Origin of the sequence: Bradyrhizobium sp. YR681 (assembly GCF_000282615.1) — a bacterium.
Taxonomy (GTDB): Bacteria; Pseudomonadota; Alphaproteobacteria; order Rhizobiales; family Xanthobacteraceae; genus Bradyrhizobium.
This window is the reverse complement of the sequence record NZ_AKIY01000285.1, coordinates 1-14,625: the sequence shown is the minus strand read 5'-3', so window position 1 is coordinate 14,625 and position 14,625 is coordinate 1. Positions and strand designations below refer to the sequence as shown.

The following is a 14,625-nucleotide window of genomic DNA, read 5'->3' as shown; positions in this document are numbered from 1 at the left end:
GGGGGGGGGGGAGCCGATGCCATTGCGGCAGGCTTACGAGGTCGGCCTCGACGGCGTGCCCGCCAGTCTCCTGACGATGCCGGCCTGGATCCGCGGCGAGGCGCTCGGCGTCAAGATCGTCACGGTGTTTCCGCACAATGCGGACCGCGGCCTGGGCGCGGTGTCGTCGCTCTATTTCCTGCTCGACGGCCAGACCGGCCAGCCGTGCGCGATGATCGACGGCGAGGCCCTGACCAACCGCCGCACGGCTGCGGCCTCGGCCCTCGCATCCGACTATCTGTCGCGTGCCGACAGCCGCACGCTGCTTGTTGTCGGAACCGGCCATCTCGCGCCCCACCTCGTTGCCGCGCACTGTGCTGTTCGCCCGATCGAACAGGTGCTGGTCTGGGGGCGCAATCCTCAGCGCGCGCTGGCGCTGGCCGACACGCTCATCCGGCAGGGCATCGATGCGGCCCCTGCGGCTGACCTCGCCGAAGCCTTGCCGCGGGCTGACATCGTCAGCTGCGCCACGACCTCGACCGAGCCTCTGGTCAAGGGGGCATCGCTGCGGCCGGGAACCCATCTCGACCTCGTCGGTGCGTTCAGGCCGCAGATGCGCGAAAGCGACGATGACGCCGTTTTGCGCAGCCGCGTCTTCGTCGATACCTATGCCGGCGCACTCGCCGAGGCGGGAGACCTGCTGCAACCCATCGCCGCCAAAAGATGGAGCGCCGACAGGATCTGCGGCGATCTCCATGAACTGACCAATGGCACCAGACCTGGCCGCCTTGACCGCAGCGAGATCACCCTGTTCAAATCGGTCGGCGCGGCGATCGAGGATCTCACGGCCGCGAGCCTGCTAGCCAATCCGGCTTCCCTCACACGCTCCCCCGAGCGAGGGCGTGCGACAACGAAGGCCTGACGATGTCCGAGCAGGAAAAGCCTGGCTTCTGCACGTTGTGCCGTTCCCGCTGCGGCACCATCAACGTGGTCGAGAATGACAGGCTGATCGCCGTGCGGCCGAATCCGGCCCATCCGACCGGCAAGGCGTTGTGCCCCAAGGGCAGGGCCGCTCCGGAGATCGCGCACTCGGCCCGGCGCCTGAAGACGCCCTTGCGACGCACCGCGCCGAAGGGCGCCGCCGATCCGGGCTTCGTGCCGATATCCTGGGACGAGGCACTGGGCGAGATCGCCGAACGGCTCGGGCGCTATCGGGAAGAAACCGGGCCGGAATCGGTCGCGTTCGCGGTGACGTCGGGGTCTTCGTCCTCGACATCCGACAGCCTCGACTGGATCCAGCGCTTCATCCGCGGTTTCGGCAGTCCCAACAATTGTTTTTCCACCGAGATCTGCAACTGGCACAAGGACCACGCCCACGCCTTTACCTTCGGCTGCGGCCTGCCGACGGCGGACTATCGCAATTCCGAACTGATCCTGCTCTGGGGCCATAACCCCGCCAACGTATGGCTGGCCCAGGCGGAGGCGATCAGCGCCGCGCAGGCGCGCGGCGCCAGGCTTGCGGTGATCGATCCGCGCCGGACCGGCTCGGCGCGCGATGCCGATCTGTGGCTGCGGATTCGCCCCGGCACCGATGCCGCACTGGCGCTCGGTCTGGCACGCTGGCTGATCGTCAACCGCGCCTACGACGCCAAGTTCGTGCGGCACTGGACCAATGCGGCCTTCTTGGTCCGCAACAGCGACGGCTGTTTTCTGCGTGCCGGCGATGTCGGGCTCGAAGGCGACGGTTTTCTGGTTTGGGACGAGGCCGCGGGCAGGGCGGTCCTGGCTGAGGACGGGCTCGCGGCAGCCGCGCTCGAAGGAAGCTTCGACATCGCCGGTCTCGATGGCCCGATCGCCTGCCGCACCGGCTTCGATCACTATGTCGCGGCCGCCGAGCCCTACGATCCCGCGACGGTGGAGCGCATCACCGGCATTCCGGCGGCGCAGGTCGAGCAGCTCGCGGCCACGATCGCGGCTGCTGCATCGGTCTGCTATCACGGCTGGACCGGGCTCGGACAGCATACCAATGCCTCACAGACCGAACGCGCCGTCGCGACGCTCTATGCACTGACCGGCTGCTTCGATGCGCCGGGCGGCAATGTCAGGATGCCCAGTCTTCCGGTGCCCGCGTTGCATTCGATGGCGATGATCGCGCCGGAAACGCGAGCGCGCACGCTCGGCCTTTCGCAGCGCCCGCTCGGCCCGCCGACCGATGGCTGGATCACCTCCAGCGATTTCTACGACGCGGCCCTGACCGGCAAGCCTTACCGCGTCCGCGCGCTGTTCGCGTTCGGCTCCAATCTTCTGGTGTCGCATCCGGCGCCGGAGCGCGGACGGGAGGCGCTGAAGGCGCTCGACTTCCAGGTCCATTGCGATCCGTTCCTCAACCCGACCGCCGAGATGGCCGACATCGTGCTGCCGGTCTCCAGTCCGTGGGAGCACGAGGCGTTGCGTCTGGGCTTCGAGATTTCGCCCGAAGCGCAGGAACTGGTGCAGTTGCGCCCGCAGATGATTCCGCGGCAGGGCGAGGCTCGTTCCGACATGTGGATCGTGTTCCAGCTCGCCAAACGGCTCGGCATGGGCGAGCTGTTCTTCGATGGTGATGTCGAGAAGGGTTTTGAGCACCTGCTTGCCCCGCTCGGACTCGACCTCGAAGCGCTGAGGGCGAAGCCGGAAGGCATTCGGGTGCCGCTCGCGCATGTCCATCGCAAATATGAGACAACCGGCTTTGCCACGCAGACCGGCAAGGCCGAGCTCTATTCGGAGCTGCTGCATCGCCATGGCTATCCCGCGGTCCCGCGCTTCATCGAACCCGCCGAGCGTCGCGACGAGGCGTTTCCGCTGACGCTGTTTTCGGCCAACAACGGCTATTTCTGTCACAGCCAGCATCGCGGCATCAATGCGCTGCGCCGCAAGCGCGCGGAGCCGACGGCCGAGATTCATCCGGAACTCGCCCGTCGCAGGCATATCGAGGAAGGGGACTGGATGCGCGTGCGCAGCCGCACGGGCGCGATCCGGATGCGGGCCGCCTTCAACGATGCGCTCGCGCAGGACGTGGTGGCGAGCGATTATGGCTGGTGGCAGCCGGCGCCGGATCTTGGCCTGCCGGGCTATCTGCCGGACGAGACACAGCCTGTCGGCGCGAGCTTCAACGCCGTCATCGCGGAAAACGGACGCGATCCGCTCAGCGGGGCGCTGGCGCTGCGCTCCTTTGCCTGCGATGTCGCGCCGGAGGAGAGCACGTCCTGGCAAGGCTGGCGGTCATTTGCCGTCGCGGAGCGCCGCGAGGAATGTTCCGATGTGGTTGCCCTGACATTGCGGCCCGTCGACGGCGGTTCGCTTCCGGCTTTCCGGCCGGGCCAATATGTCAGCGTCCGGATCGGCGAGGCGATCCGCTCCTATTCGCTCACCGGAGCGGCGGTCGTATCGCCCGAAGCTTACGCCATCGGCGTCAGGCACATCGAGGGCGGGCAGGTCTCGACGGCGATCAGGCATGCGCTCGCGCCCGGCGACGTCGTCGAACTACAGCCACCGAAAGGCGGCTTCGTGCTGCCGCGACGCAACGAGTTTCCCGTCGTTCTGATCGCCGGCGGCATCGGCATCACGCCATTCCTGTCCTATCTCGAAACGCTGGAGGGGGCCGCGGATGAGCCGCGCGTCATGCTGCATTATGGCTGCCGGGATGGCCAGAGCCGGCCGTTCCAGCATCGGCTCGAGGCGCTGCGGCAGAGGCTGCCGAACCTGACCCTGGTTACGCATTTGAGCCGGCCGCGAAGCGGCGACCGGTTTGACCGGCAGGGCCGGTTTACCGTTTCGGATATCGATCCCGAATTGTTGCACAAGCGTGCGCGCTTCTACATGTGCGCCTCCGATGCGATGATGGACGAGGTCAGCGCGGGTCTCCAGGCGCGTGGCGTGCCCGCCTTCGAGATCTTCAGGGAACGTTTCCGCTCGCCCGCGCCACCCGCGCTCGATGGTCTCGTGCCGCGCCAGATTCATTTCGCCCGTTCGGGCCGAACGCTGACATGGTCGCCGCAGGTGCCGCTGACCAGCATTCTCGCGGCGGCCGAAGGCGCCGGACTGACGCTTCCGAGCGGCTGCCGCGTCGGACAGTGCGAAAGCTGCGCCGTGCCGATGAAGAGCGGCGAGATTCGTCATCTCGTCGATTGCGCGGATCTGGATGAAGGGCAGTGCCTGACCTGCCAGGCCGTTCCGCTCTCCGATCTTGTCATCGACGCATGATGGGCTAGCGGAAGCCGGAGCCTTCTCGACGGTCCCGTGCGTGATGTCCGGATCATCAAGCTTCGGGCGCGTTCGGGCTTTTCAATCGGTTGGAAGCCAGCAAGTGCGCCCGGCAGATCAGGAAACGTCCGAAGGCGCGATATGGCGCTCGTTCTTTGGAGTGATCGACCTCCGCACACCATAATCGGCGTCGCTCGGTATCCGATTTGCACTGTACCTCAAGACCAGTGCCACGAGCCGACCCATCGCCGGGGTCTTTGCAGAACCCTCCTTGACAAGGCACGCATCAGCGAAATATTTTAAGCTTAAAATAATTGAGGCGAAGGTTCGGCACATGGCATGACCCGGCGAAAGCGAGGCGATCATGCGCATGGTCTGTAGCAGCGGCGGCCCGGCTGGCCGCGCAGTGAGCGGAGGAGGGATCGGATGAGCTCCGTGGCAAAAGTAATCCGGCGCGAATGGCTCGACTGGCCGTTTTTCGAGCCGCGTCATCATGCGATCGGCGATGCACTCGACCGCTTCGTGCAGTCGGGAGCCCTCGACAAGATCGATCACAGCGACATCGATCGCGCCTGCCGCGGCCTGGTGCGCGCAATGGGTGAGGCTGGGCTGCTCAATTGCGCGGTCGCGGCGCCCAATGGCGATGCCGCGACGATCGATTCTCGTTCGATCTGCCTGTCGCGCGAGTCGCTTGCCTATACCGATGGCCTCGCCGATTTCGCCTTCGCCATGCAGGGTCTCGGCTCCGGCGCGATCGCGCTCGGCGGTTCTGTGGAGCTGCGCAAGGCCGTGCTGCCGAAAGTGCGCTCCGGCGAATGGCTCGCGGCCTTCGCGCTGTCCGAGAAAGACGCGGGATCTGACGTTGCGGCGATGTCCTGCACCGCGCGCGCCGACGGCAACGACTACGTCATCGACGGCGAGAAGACCTGGATCTCCAACGGCGGCATTGCCGACGTCTACACGCTGTTTGCGCGGACCGGCGAGGCGCCGGGTGCGCGCGGCATCTCGGCCTTCGTCGTGTTTCCCGATGATCCCGGCTTCGGCATCGCCGAGCGGATCGACGTCATCGCGCCGCATCCGCTGGCAACGTTGCGCTTTGCCAATTGCCGGATCCCGGCGAGCCGTCGTCTCGGCGTGCCGGGCGGCGGGTTCAAGCTTGCTATGCAGACGCTGGATATTTTCCGTGCATCGGTTGCGGCTGCGGCGCTCGGCTTTGCCCGGCGCGCGCTCGACGAAGCGCTGTCGCATGCACGCAGCCGGCGCATGTTCGGTGCGACGCTGGGGGACCTGCAACTGACCCAGGCCGCGCTCGGCGACATGGCGACCGACACCGACGCCGCCGCGCTCCTGACCTACCGCGCGGCCTGGCGCCGCGATGTCCAGAAGCTGCCGACGACGCGCGAAGCGGCGATGGCGAAACTGACGGCGACCGAGACTGCGCAGCGCGTCATCGACCGGGCCGTCCAGATGTTCGGCGGTCGCGGTGTGCGCAAGGGCGAGATCGTCGAAAGCCTCTACCGCGAAATCCGCGCGCTGCGCATCTATGAGGGCGCGACCGAGGTTCAGAAATTGATTGTCGCGCGCGACCTCTTGAAGCCGCGCTGAGAGGGGCTGAGAATTCCGCATGAGCACGACGAGAAAGCCGGAAGCCGGCGCGACCCGCGGTCTGCAAGTGCTTCAGCCCAGCGGCTGGCCGCAGCCGAAGGGCTATTCCAACGGTATCATGGCCGAGGGACGCCTCGTCGTGACGGGGGGCGTCGTCGGCTGGGACGTAACGGGGCGATTTGCCGACGGGTTTGTCGCGCAGGTCCGGCTGGCGCTGGAAAACATCGCCGCGATCCTGGCGGAGGGCGGTGCGAGACCCGAACATCTCGTCCGCCTGACCTGGTATGTCGTCGACATGGACGAATACGTCTCCAATCTCAAGGCGCTCGGCAAGGTGTATCGCGACGTGATCGGTGCGCACTACCCGAGCATGGCACTCGTGCAGGTCGTTCGTCTGGTCGAGACCTCCGCGCGTGTCGAGATCGAAGCGACGGCTGTCGTTCCACGCTGACGAGCGCGCCGCATTCCGCAACGCGGCCGGGTTTCCCCCAGGCCCGACCATGGAGGTCGCTTGCTTGCTTGTCCTGGGGCAGGAAATCCAGGCCGGATCCTGTCGCCTTTGGTCGTTCAATTCGACCCGCCGCCTTCTCGGGCCCGTTCCGCGGCATGCGCCACCTTGCACAGTTTTGCTACAGGCCGGCACGAATTGCGGCAATTTCCGCTGCAACAACGCGCTTGACATAGTACCCGATCTCAACGACCGTATCGTGCAAGCGTAGGGCAAGACGGCCCATCAACGCGGTGAGTTCAACCATTTCCAACGCCACGCTTTCATCGCGTGTTCGGTTGGCGGCGAGGGCGCCCTCGGCTTCACAGCCGACGGGCGCTTTTTTGTTTTGGATCGAGTGATGACGCAGAAGCGGTATCGAATTGGCGTGATGTTCTCGACAACGGGCTCCTACAGCGTTGTCGCGCGCTCGATCCTCAATGGCGCATTGCTCGCCTTCCAGGAGGTCAATGCGGGCGGTGGCGACATCTTGCTGGAACCGGTCGTGGTCAATCCTTCCGGCGACCTCGCTCGGTATCGTTCGCTCAGCCTCGAACTCCTGGGCTCCGGCATTCGCCACGTGGTGGGCTGCTACACCTCGTCGAGCCGCAAGGAGGTGATCCCGTGCTTCGAGAAGTTCGACGGACTGCTGTGGTATCCGTCTCACTACGAGGGCTTCGAAAGCTCCGATAACGTCATCTACACCGGCGCGGCCCCGAACCAGCACGTGCTGCCATTGGTCGATTACCTGGCATCCCGGGTCGGCTCTCGCGCCTTTTGTGTGGGCTCCAACTACATCTGGGCCTGGGAGAACAACCGCATCTTTCGCGAGGCGCTGATCGCGCGCGGCGGCGCGGTGCTCGCCGAGCGCTATCTCCCGGTCGGCGATACCGAGGTCGACCAGGTGATCGCGGCCATCATCGATCAGCGACCGGATTTCGTCTTCAACAATCTGATCGGCACGAGTGCCTATGCCTTCTTCCGAGCGTTCCGGGCCGCCTGCCGCGCGCGCGGCATCGACCAGGCTGCCGAAATCCCGGTCGCGAGCTGCACGCTGTCGGAGCCGGAATTGCCCGAGATCGGTCCGGACGCGGTCGACGGACATCTGTCTTCGAGTGTCTATTTCTCCTCGCTGAATTCTCCGGAAAATGCGGCGTTCATTCGCGCCTATACCGCGTCCTTTCCGAATGGACCGGTCTCGTCGGCAGATGCAGAATCGTCCTACATCGCGGTCAAGCTGCTCGCAGCGGCATTGTCACAGGCCGGGACTGACGACGCCCGCACGGTGCGCGCCGCCGTGGCCGACCAGCGACTGCGCGCCCCGCAAGGAGAGGTCCGCATCGACCGGCAGACCTTTCACGCCTGGCTCACGCCACGGATCGGCCGCTCGGCCGCGAGCGGGCAGTTCGAGGTGCTCCTCGAATCCCGCGAGCCGATCGCGCCCGATCCGTATCTTGTTCAGTCGTCGCCGCGCTTTGCCAGCGCGATGCGCTCTCCGCTGTTGAAGGTGGTGCAATCATGAGCTCTCGACTGCTGCAGAACTTCAAGGGTGGCCGCGCCATCGTCGTCACCCGGCGAGGCGAATGGGAAAGCACACTCGAAACGACGCTGGCCAAGCTCGGGGTCTCAACCGAATATCCGGAGATCGTCGATGGCCGCGCCCAGATCGACGCTGCGAGCCTCCAGGCCGATCGGGACATCCTGTTCGTCGACGGCGATCTCGAAGGCGCGGTTGCGATCGAGATCAACCCGGCCTCGCGGTTGCCGCCGGCGCCGGTGATCGGGCTCGTCGGCGTCGAGGCGCCAAGCCGGCTCAAGGCGCTGGTCAATCTCGGTGCCACCTCATTCCTGCGCAAGCCGGTGCATGGCGGCGCGGTCTATACGTCGCTTTTCATGGGCATCAACCAGTTCCTGCTGCGTGCCGAAATGTTCGAGCGCCTGCAGGACCTCGAGGAGCGCCGTCGCGGTCGCCGCGCGGTGGTCCGGGCCGTCATCCTGCTGATGCAGCAGGACGGCTTTGACGAGGAGGGTGCCTATTCCCGGCTCCGTCGCGAAAGCATGCGCGCGCGGCAGAACATGGAACTCTATTGCGAGGAGTTTCTGAACAAGCGGGCGAAGCCGCCCGATACGACGGGCCGCACGACCGGCATCATGCTGCAAGGCGGCGACAAGCAGGCCATCTAGGAGAAGCAAAATGAGCAAGTCTGTATTGCGGGGGCTGCGTGCCGCAGCCCTCACGGGGACGCTTGTCCTCGGATCACATCTTGGATCAGCCCCGGCACTCGGCGCGGAAAACCCGATCAAGCTCGGTGTGCTGGAGGATCAGTCCGGTGACTTCGCCGCGGCCACCATCGGCAAGGTCCACGCCATCCAGCTCGCCGCCGACGAAATCAACAAGGCCGGCGGCATCATGGGCCGGCCGATCGAACTGGTCGCATACGACACCCAGTCCGACAACACCCGCTATCAGGAGTTCATGCGGCGCGTGCTCCAGCGCGACAAGGTCGATGTCGTGTTCGCCGGCTTCTCCTCGGCCTCGCGCGAGGCGTACCGTCCGATCGTCGATCAGTTCAACGGCTTCGCCTTCTACAACAATCAGTATGAAGGCGGCGTCTGCGACGGCCACATGATCGTCACCGGCGCGGTGCCGGAGCAGCAGTTCTCCACGCTCATTCCCTACATGATGGAGAAGTACGGCAAGAACGTCTACACGCTCGCCGCCGACTACAATTTCGGCCAGATCTCGGCGGAGTGGGTGCGCAAGATCGTCAAGGAGAACGGTGGCAAGATGGCCGGCGAGGAATTCATCCCGCTCGGCGTGTCGCAATTCTCCCAGAGCATCCAGAACATCCAGAAGGCCAAGCCGGACTTCGTGGTCACGCTGCTGGTCGGCACCGCGCAGGCCTCCTATTACGAGCAGGCAGCCTCCGCCAACGTCAACCTGCCGATGGCGTCCTCCGTCAACGTCGGCCAGGGCTACGAGCACAAGCGCTTCAAGCCGCCGAGCCTGAAGGACATGTACGTCACCACCAACTACATCGAGGAGATCGACTCGCCCAAGAGCAAGGAGTTCTATGCCAAGTTCAAGGCCAAATTCCCGAGCGAGCCTTATGTGAACCAGGAGGCCGAAAACTCCTATCTCGCCGTCTATCTCTACAAGCAGATGGTGGAGCGGGCGAAGTCGACGAAGCGCGAGGACATCCGCAAGGTGATCGCGATGGGCGACGTCTGCATGGATGCGCCGGAGGGCAAGGTCTGCATCGATCCCAAGAGCCAGCACATGTCGCACACGATCTATCTGGCCAAGGTTGGCGCGGATCACGCGATCTCCTTCCCGAAGACCTGGGAGGACATCAAGCCGTACTGGCTTGGTGAGGCCGGCTGCGACCTCACCAAGAAAGATCCGATGGCCCAGTACACGCCATCGAATCCGCCGCCGAAACCCTGACCCGGCGGCTGATCGCCTCGGCCCTCCGGCGTTGCCGGCGGGCCGGGGCGATCACGGACATCCTGCGACGACAATTTCGCGTCTTCCCCCAGACTGGTTGGTTCATGGACATCGCGACCCACGTCTTTTCGGCGCTCTATCAATTCGGTGACGCCTTCGCGTTCCTGGTGCTCTCGGCCTGCGGGCTCGCGGTGATCTTCGGCATGATGGGCGTGATCAATCTCGCCCATGGCGAGTTCATCATGTGCGGCGCGTATGTGACGGCCGCGACCGTGCATGCGGGCTTGCCGCTGCCGCTGGGCATCCTGGTCGGCACGGTCGTATCCGCGCTGGTCGGCGTGCTGGTCGAGCTTGCGGTGATCCGCCATCTCTACGACCGTCCGCTCGACACCATCGTCGCCACTTGGGGGCTCAGCCTGATCGCCACGCAGGGGACGCTGATCATGGTCGGCTCGACCATGGCGGGCGTCGGCACGCCGTTCGGCAGTTTCCAGGTCGGCGACTACTCCTATTCGATCTATCGCATCGTGCTGTTCTGCGCCGCGCTCGGCGTGCTGGCCGGGCTCTACGCGCTGTTCAACTGGACCCGATTCGGGGTGCTGGCGCGCGCCACCATTCAGGTCCCGCATATGGCCGCCGCGCTCGGGGTCGACACCCGTCTGATCTACAGCCTCACCTTCGCCTGCGGCGCAGGGCTCGCTGGCCTCGCAGGCGGGCTTTACGCGCCAACCATGACGCTGGTGCCGACCATGGGCGCAACCTTCATCATGGAGGCATTCGTCACCGTGGTGATCGGCGGCGCCGACGTGTTTCTCGGCACGGCGCCCGCCGGTGGCCTGCTTGCGATCGTGAAGTCGGGGATGACGTCCTGGCAGGGGCAGTTGTTCGGTCAGATCGGTCTTTTGGTCGCCGTCATCATCGTGGTCCGGGTGCTGCCGAAGGGCATCTCCGGCTTCGTGCTGCGCGAACGCACCTGACGGAGTGATGGCGTCGTGAGCGGTTTGGTCTCTTTCTTTCGTCGTCTCGAAGGCCCGCAGACCGTCGGTCGTGGTCCAGCCTTCTGGAGCCTGTTTGCCGTCGTGATGATGATCGCGCTCGCCTATCCGCTGTTCAGCGACGGCTACACGGTCGGCAACACCGTCTACTTCTTCGTCTGGGTGTTCATCGCCCTCAGCCTCTGCCTGATCTGGGGCTATGGCGGCTCACTGTCTTTCGGGCAAACGGCGTTCTTCGGTATCGCGGGGTACGGCTACGGCATCCTGACCCTCAATTTCGGTTCGGCCTATGGATTCACATTGGTGGCGCTGGTGGCGGCGGTCGCGATTGCGGCGTTCTTTGCAGCCTTGCTCGGCTATTTCATGTTCTTCGGCCGCATCGCCGGCGTCTTCCTCGGCATCGTCACGCTCGCGGTGACCTTGATGCTGGAGCGCTTCATGGCGCAGACCGCGGGGCCTGAGTGGCACATCGGCAGCGCAAGGCTCAACGGCTTCAACGGCATGAGTGCGATGCCGCCGCTGACCATCCCGTGGCCGGGCGAGCCGATCGTGCTATTCGCCGATGTCGGGCTCTACTATTTCGTGCTTGGCCTTTTGGTCTTCGTCTATCTGGCCTTGCGCATCCTGATGAACTCGTCGTTCGGCAACGTGATCGTCGCGATCCGCGAGAACCCCGAACGCGCGGAGATGCTGGGCTACGACGTGCGCAAGTACCAGCTCATCACCTTCGTCATCGGCGCCGCGCTTGCCGGGATATCGGGCGTGCTCTACACGGCGTGGGGACAATATATCACCCCGTCGAGCATGGGCATGACGGCAGCGGCGCTGCCGCTGATCTGGGTTGCGGTCGGCGGCCGCAGTGATCTGACCTCGACCGTGGTCGGCACGCTGGTCGTGCTGGCGGCATTCCAGGCGCTCACGATCTACGGCAGCCAGTATGCACTCGTCTTCATGGGTGTGCTGCTGGTGCTGACCGTCCTCATCGCCCCGAACGGTCTCGTGCTCGGGACGATGAACTGGCTCGGGCGGCTCGCCGCGCGCCTCAGCCAAAGGGCCGGCTGATGTCGTTGCTCGAGCTTCGTAAACTGAACAAGCATTTTGGCGGCCTGCACGTCACCAATGCCGTCGACCTCACGTTGGAGGCGGGCGAGATCCACTGCCTGATTGGCCCGAACGGCGCCGGCAAGAGCACGCTGTTCCGCCTGATCCTCGGCGAGCACCATCCTGGCAGCGGCGATGTCCTCTTCGCGGGAGAGAACATCACGGCGCTGAAGTCCTTTGCGCGGATCCGCCGCGGACTGTCGGTCAAGTTCCAGGTGCCTGGAGTTTTCAAGGGTCTATCGGTCCGCCAGAACCTCGAGATCGCCTTGCAGAGCCGACATCGCGGTCGGGAGCTCGAAGCGGAGATCGACAGACTGCTCGTCTTCCTCGGGCTGGAAAGCGAGCAGGCGCAGAGTGCCGGAAATCTCAGTCACGGCCAGAAGCAATGGCTCGAGATCGGCATGGCGATCAGCTTGAAACCGAGTCTTCTGTTGCTCGACGAGCCGACCGCCGGCATGTCTCCGGAGGAAACCCATTTGACCGGCGAAATGGTGCAGCGGCTCAATGCCGGCGGCATGACGGTGCTGGCGATCGAGCACGATATGGCGTTCGTGCGTCAGGTCGCCCAGCGCGTCACCGTGCTGCATCTCGGCCAGGTCTTCGCGCAAGGCTCGATCGACGAGATCGTGGCCGACGAACGCGTGGCGGCGATCTATCTGGGGCAGGCGCATGCTTGATATGCCGCGCAAGGAGGTGATCCTCTCGACGTTGGCGCTGCGCGCCGGCTATGGCGGCAAGCCCGTGCTCCAGGGCCTCGAGATCGAGGTGCGGGAAGGCGAGATCGTCGCCGTCATCGGGCGCAACGGGGTCGGCAAGTCGACGCTGATGAAGAGCCTGATCGGGCTCGTGCCGGCGATGAGCGGCTCGATCGTCTATCGCGGCGAAGCGGTGGAATCGCTGCCGGCGCACAAGCGGGCGCGCCTCGGCATGGGCTACGTGCCGCAGGGACGCGACGTGTTTCCGCGCCTGACCGTCGGCGAGAACGTCGCGGTCGGCGCCGCGATCAAGGGCGGCGGCATTCCCGAGGCGGGACGGCGCAAGATCGTCGAAGCGTTTCCGATCCTCGAAGACCGCTGGCAGCAGCGCGCCGGCACCATGTCCGGCGGCCAGCAGCAGCAACTCGCGATCGGGCGGGTCCTGATCGCCGATCCCAATCTGATCCTGCTCGACGAGCCGTCGGAGGGCATCCAGCCCAACATCGTCCAGGACATCGCGCGCAACATGGTCGAGCTCAACCGCAGGACCGGCGTGACCATCATCCTGGTCGAGCAGAATCTCGACATGATCCGCGCCATGGCGCAGCGCTGCTACGTCATGGACAAGGGGCGCATCGTCGCAAGCCTCGATCGCTCCGCACTCGACGACGAGGCGGAGATGCGCCGCCACCTGGCAGTCTAAGAAACGACGCCCAACCAAGGAGAACAGCAATGGCCTGGCAAAACGAGTCCATCATGGCACGCAAAGGTGTCGCCAAGGGCAAGCGCGGCACGGAATATACGATCACGGAGAGCGAGCAGGGCAAGTACCATTATGTCTACGGCCCCTATGTGAATCCGGTGCTCACCGTCGATCCCGGCGCGGTCGTCTCCGCCGAGACGCATGATGCGTTCGAAGGCGCCATCAAGCATGAGACCGACAGCCCGTCAAAAATCCTCAACTTCCCGTTCCTCAATCCGCAGAACGGGCCGATCCATGTCAATGGTGCCGAGAAAGGCGACGTGCTGGCCGTCTATATCGAAAGCATCGTGCCACGGGGACCGCAACCGTGCGGTACCACCGTGGTCATGCCGGATTTCGGAGGGTTGGTCAGTACCGGCCAAACTGCGCTGCTCAATCCCGCGTTGCCCGAGCGAGTCAAGAAGCTCGAGATCGATGCCAAGACCGGAACGAAGTGGAACGACAAGATCACGCTGCCCTATGAGCCGTTCATCGGCACGATCGGCACCTCGCCGGAGATCGAGGCGATCTCGTCGCTGGTTCCGGACTATTATGGTGGCAACATGGACCTTCCCGATGTCGGTGTCGGCGCCGTCATTTACCTGCCGGTCAACACCAAGGGGGCGCTGCTTTATCTCGGCGACTGCCATGCCGCACAAGGCGACGGTGAGCTCTGCGGTGTTGCCATCGAGCATCCGACCGTGACCACGGTGCAGATCGATCTCATCAAGAACTGGACCATCGCCTGGCCACGGCTCGAGACCAGGGACTTCATCATGACGATCGGCTCGGCGCGGCCGATGGAGGATGCGGCGCGCATTGCCTATCGCGAGCTCTGCCGCTGGATGGCGGCCGACTACGGTTTTGACGAGATCGATGCCTACATGCTGCTAACTCAGGCCGGACGCATGCGTGTCGGCAATATGGTCGATCCCAAATACACGCTCGGCGCCTCCATCAAGAAATCCTATCTCGTTTGACGCCGGCCGGATCATGTCCATCATCCACAAGGTCGCCGCCGTCCAGTTCGAGCCGGCCATGTTCGAGAAGGAGCGCAATGTCGCGCGCCTGCTCGAACTCTGCGAGCAGGCGGCGGAGGCCGGCGCAAAGCTGATCGTCACGCCGGAAATGGGAACGACCGGCTATTGCTGGTTCGACCGCGCCGAGGTCGCCCCTTTCGTCGAGACGATCCCGGGACCGACCACGAGCCGCTTTGCGGCGCTGGCGAGCAAGCATGATTGCTACATCGTTGTCGGCATGCCGGAGGTCGACGAGGACGGCATCTATTTCAACTCGGCTGTCCTGATCGGGCCCGACGGCATCGTCGGGGG

Annotated in this window: 14 protein-coding genes; 13 read left to right on the top strand and 1 reads right to left on the bottom strand. The window is 64.8% G+C overall.

Translation table 11 applies throughout. The features are described from left to right. From lhpI to PMI42_RS30805, 4 genes are all read left to right on the top strand, one after another. Window positions 1-901, top strand: a 901-nt coding sequence (lhpI, locus tag PMI42_RS30820; protein WP_008142015.1) for a bifunctional Delta(1)-pyrroline-2-carboxylate/Delta(1)-piperideine-2-carboxylate reductase, incomplete at its 5' end; no start/stop codon positions are given. Window positions 902-903: 2 nt separating this feature from the next. Beyond that, a complete protein-coding gene (locus PMI42_RS30815) occupies window positions 904-4,221 on the top strand; it encodes a molybdopterin-dependent oxidoreductase (RefSeq protein WP_008142012.1) in 3,318 nt (1,105 codons plus the stop codon). A 426-nt stretch (window positions 4,222-4,647) separates the two neighbouring features. Further along, entirely contained in the window at window positions 4,648-5,826 is a 1,179-nt protein-coding gene (locus PMI42_RS30810) for an acyl-CoA dehydrogenase family protein (protein WP_008142010.1), read from the top strand. A 19-nt stretch (window positions 5,827-5,845) separates the two neighbouring features. Beyond that, window positions 5,846-6,277: a RidA family protein gene (locus PMI42_RS30805; RefSeq protein WP_008142008.1), complete on the top strand. Its 432-nt coding sequence runs from the start codon at window positions 5,846-5,848 to the stop codon at window positions 6,275-6,277. A gap of 178 nt (window positions 6,278-6,455) precedes the next feature. Here the strand turns inward: PMI42_RS30805 and PMI42_RS40680 are convergent, their stop codons facing one another. Beyond that, a complete protein-coding gene (locus PMI42_RS40680) occupies window positions 6,456-6,581 on the bottom strand; it encodes a hypothetical protein (RefSeq protein WP_256468200.1) in 126 nt (41 codons plus the stop codon). Between the two features lie 93 nt (window positions 6,582-6,674). Here PMI42_RS40680 and PMI42_RS30800 point away from each other — a divergent pair, with 93 nt between their 5' ends. The 9 genes from PMI42_RS30800 to PMI42_RS30760 all read left to right on the top strand — a co-directional run. Continuing rightward, window positions 6,675-7,835, top strand: coding sequence for a transporter substrate-binding domain-containing protein (locus tag PMI42_RS30800; RefSeq protein ID WP_008142006.1), 1,161 nt, complete (start codon window positions 6,675-6,677; stop codon window positions 7,833-7,835). Continuing rightward, window positions 7,832-8,497 (top strand): ANTAR domain-containing response regulator, encoded by a 666-nt coding sequence (locus PMI42_RS30795; protein ID WP_008142004.1) that lies wholly within the window; start codon window positions 7,832-7,834, stop codon window positions 8,495-8,497. The genes PMI42_RS30800 and PMI42_RS30795 overlap by 4 nt, the downstream gene beginning before the upstream one ends. Window positions 8,498-8,507: 10 nt before the next feature. Beyond that, complete coding sequence (locus PMI42_RS30790; RefSeq protein WP_008142002.1) at window positions 8,508-9,761, top strand: urea ABC transporter substrate-binding protein; 1,254 nt, start codon at window positions 8,508-8,510, stop codon at window positions 9,759-9,761. A 104-nt stretch (window positions 9,762-9,865) separates the two neighbouring features. Next, window positions 9,866-10,738: an ABC transporter permease subunit gene (locus PMI42_RS30785; RefSeq protein WP_008142000.1), complete on the top strand. Its 873-nt coding sequence runs from the start codon at window positions 9,866-9,868 to the stop codon at window positions 10,736-10,738. 15 nt (window positions 10,739-10,753) lie between these two features. Continuing rightward, entirely contained in the window at window positions 10,754-11,818 is a 1,065-nt protein-coding gene (locus PMI42_RS30780; RefSeq protein WP_008141998.1) for a branched-chain amino acid ABC transporter permease, read from the top strand. Further along, window positions 11,818-12,534 carry an ABC transporter ATP-binding protein gene (locus PMI42_RS30775; protein WP_008141996.1) on the top strand — a complete coding sequence of 239 codons (717 nt, stop codon included), beginning with the start codon at window positions 11,818-11,820 and terminating at the stop codon, window positions 12,532-12,534. The genes PMI42_RS30780 and PMI42_RS30775 overlap by 1 nt, the downstream gene beginning before the upstream one ends. Before the next feature lies 1 nt (window position 12,535). After that, window positions 12,536-13,255 (top strand): ABC transporter ATP-binding protein, encoded by a 720-nt coding sequence (locus PMI42_RS30770; protein WP_008141993.1) that lies wholly within the window; start codon window positions 12,536-12,538, stop codon window positions 13,253-13,255. A gap of 29 nt (window positions 13,256-13,284) precedes the next feature. After that, entirely contained in the window at window positions 13,285-14,274 is a 990-nt protein-coding gene (locus PMI42_RS30765; RefSeq protein WP_008141991.1) for an acetamidase/formamidase family protein, read from the top strand. Window positions 14,275-14,287: 13 nt separating this feature from the next. Continuing rightward, the coding region (locus tag PMI42_RS30760) for a nitrilase-related carbon-nitrogen hydrolase (protein WP_008141989.1) at window positions 14,288-14,625 on the top strand (338 nt) is incomplete at its 3' end.

Coding starts and splice junctions, on each gene's coding strand:
- PMI42_RS30815 (WP_008142012.1), top strand. CDS start 904: ATGTCCGAGCAGGAAAAGCCTGGCTTCTGCACGTTGTGCCGTTCCCGC.
- PMI42_RS30810 (WP_008142010.1), top strand. CDS start 4,648: ATGAGCTCCGTGGCAAAAGTAATCCGGCGCGAATGGCTCGACTGGCCG.
- PMI42_RS30805 (WP_008142008.1), top strand. CDS start 5,846: ATGAGCACGACGAGAAAGCCGGAAGCCGGCGCGACCCGCGGTCTGCAA.
- PMI42_RS40680 (WP_256468200.1), bottom strand. CDS start 6,581: ATGGTTGAACTCACCGCGTTGATGGGCCGTCTTGCCCTACGCTTGCAC.
- PMI42_RS30800 (WP_008142006.1), top strand. CDS start 6,675: ATGACGCAGAAGCGGTATCGAATTGGCGTGATGTTCTCGACAACGGGC.
- PMI42_RS30795 (WP_008142004.1), top strand. CDS start 7,832: ATGAGCTCTCGACTGCTGCAGAACTTCAAGGGTGGCCGCGCCATCGTC.
- PMI42_RS30790 (WP_008142002.1), top strand. CDS start 8,508: ATGAGCAAGTCTGTATTGCGGGGGCTGCGTGCCGCAGCCCTCACGGGG.
- PMI42_RS30785 (WP_008142000.1), top strand. CDS start 9,866: ATGGACATCGCGACCCACGTCTTTTCGGCGCTCTATCAATTCGGTGAC.
- PMI42_RS30775 (WP_008141996.1), top strand. CDS start 11,818: ATGTCGTTGCTCGAGCTTCGTAAACTGAACAAGCATTTTGGCGGCCTG.
- PMI42_RS30770 (WP_008141993.1), top strand. CDS start 12,536: ATGCCGCGCAAGGAGGTGATCCTCTCGACGTTGGCGCTGCGCGCCGGC.
- PMI42_RS30765 (WP_008141991.1), top strand. CDS start 13,285: ATGGCCTGGCAAAACGAGTCCATCATGGCACGCAAAGGTGTCGCCAAG.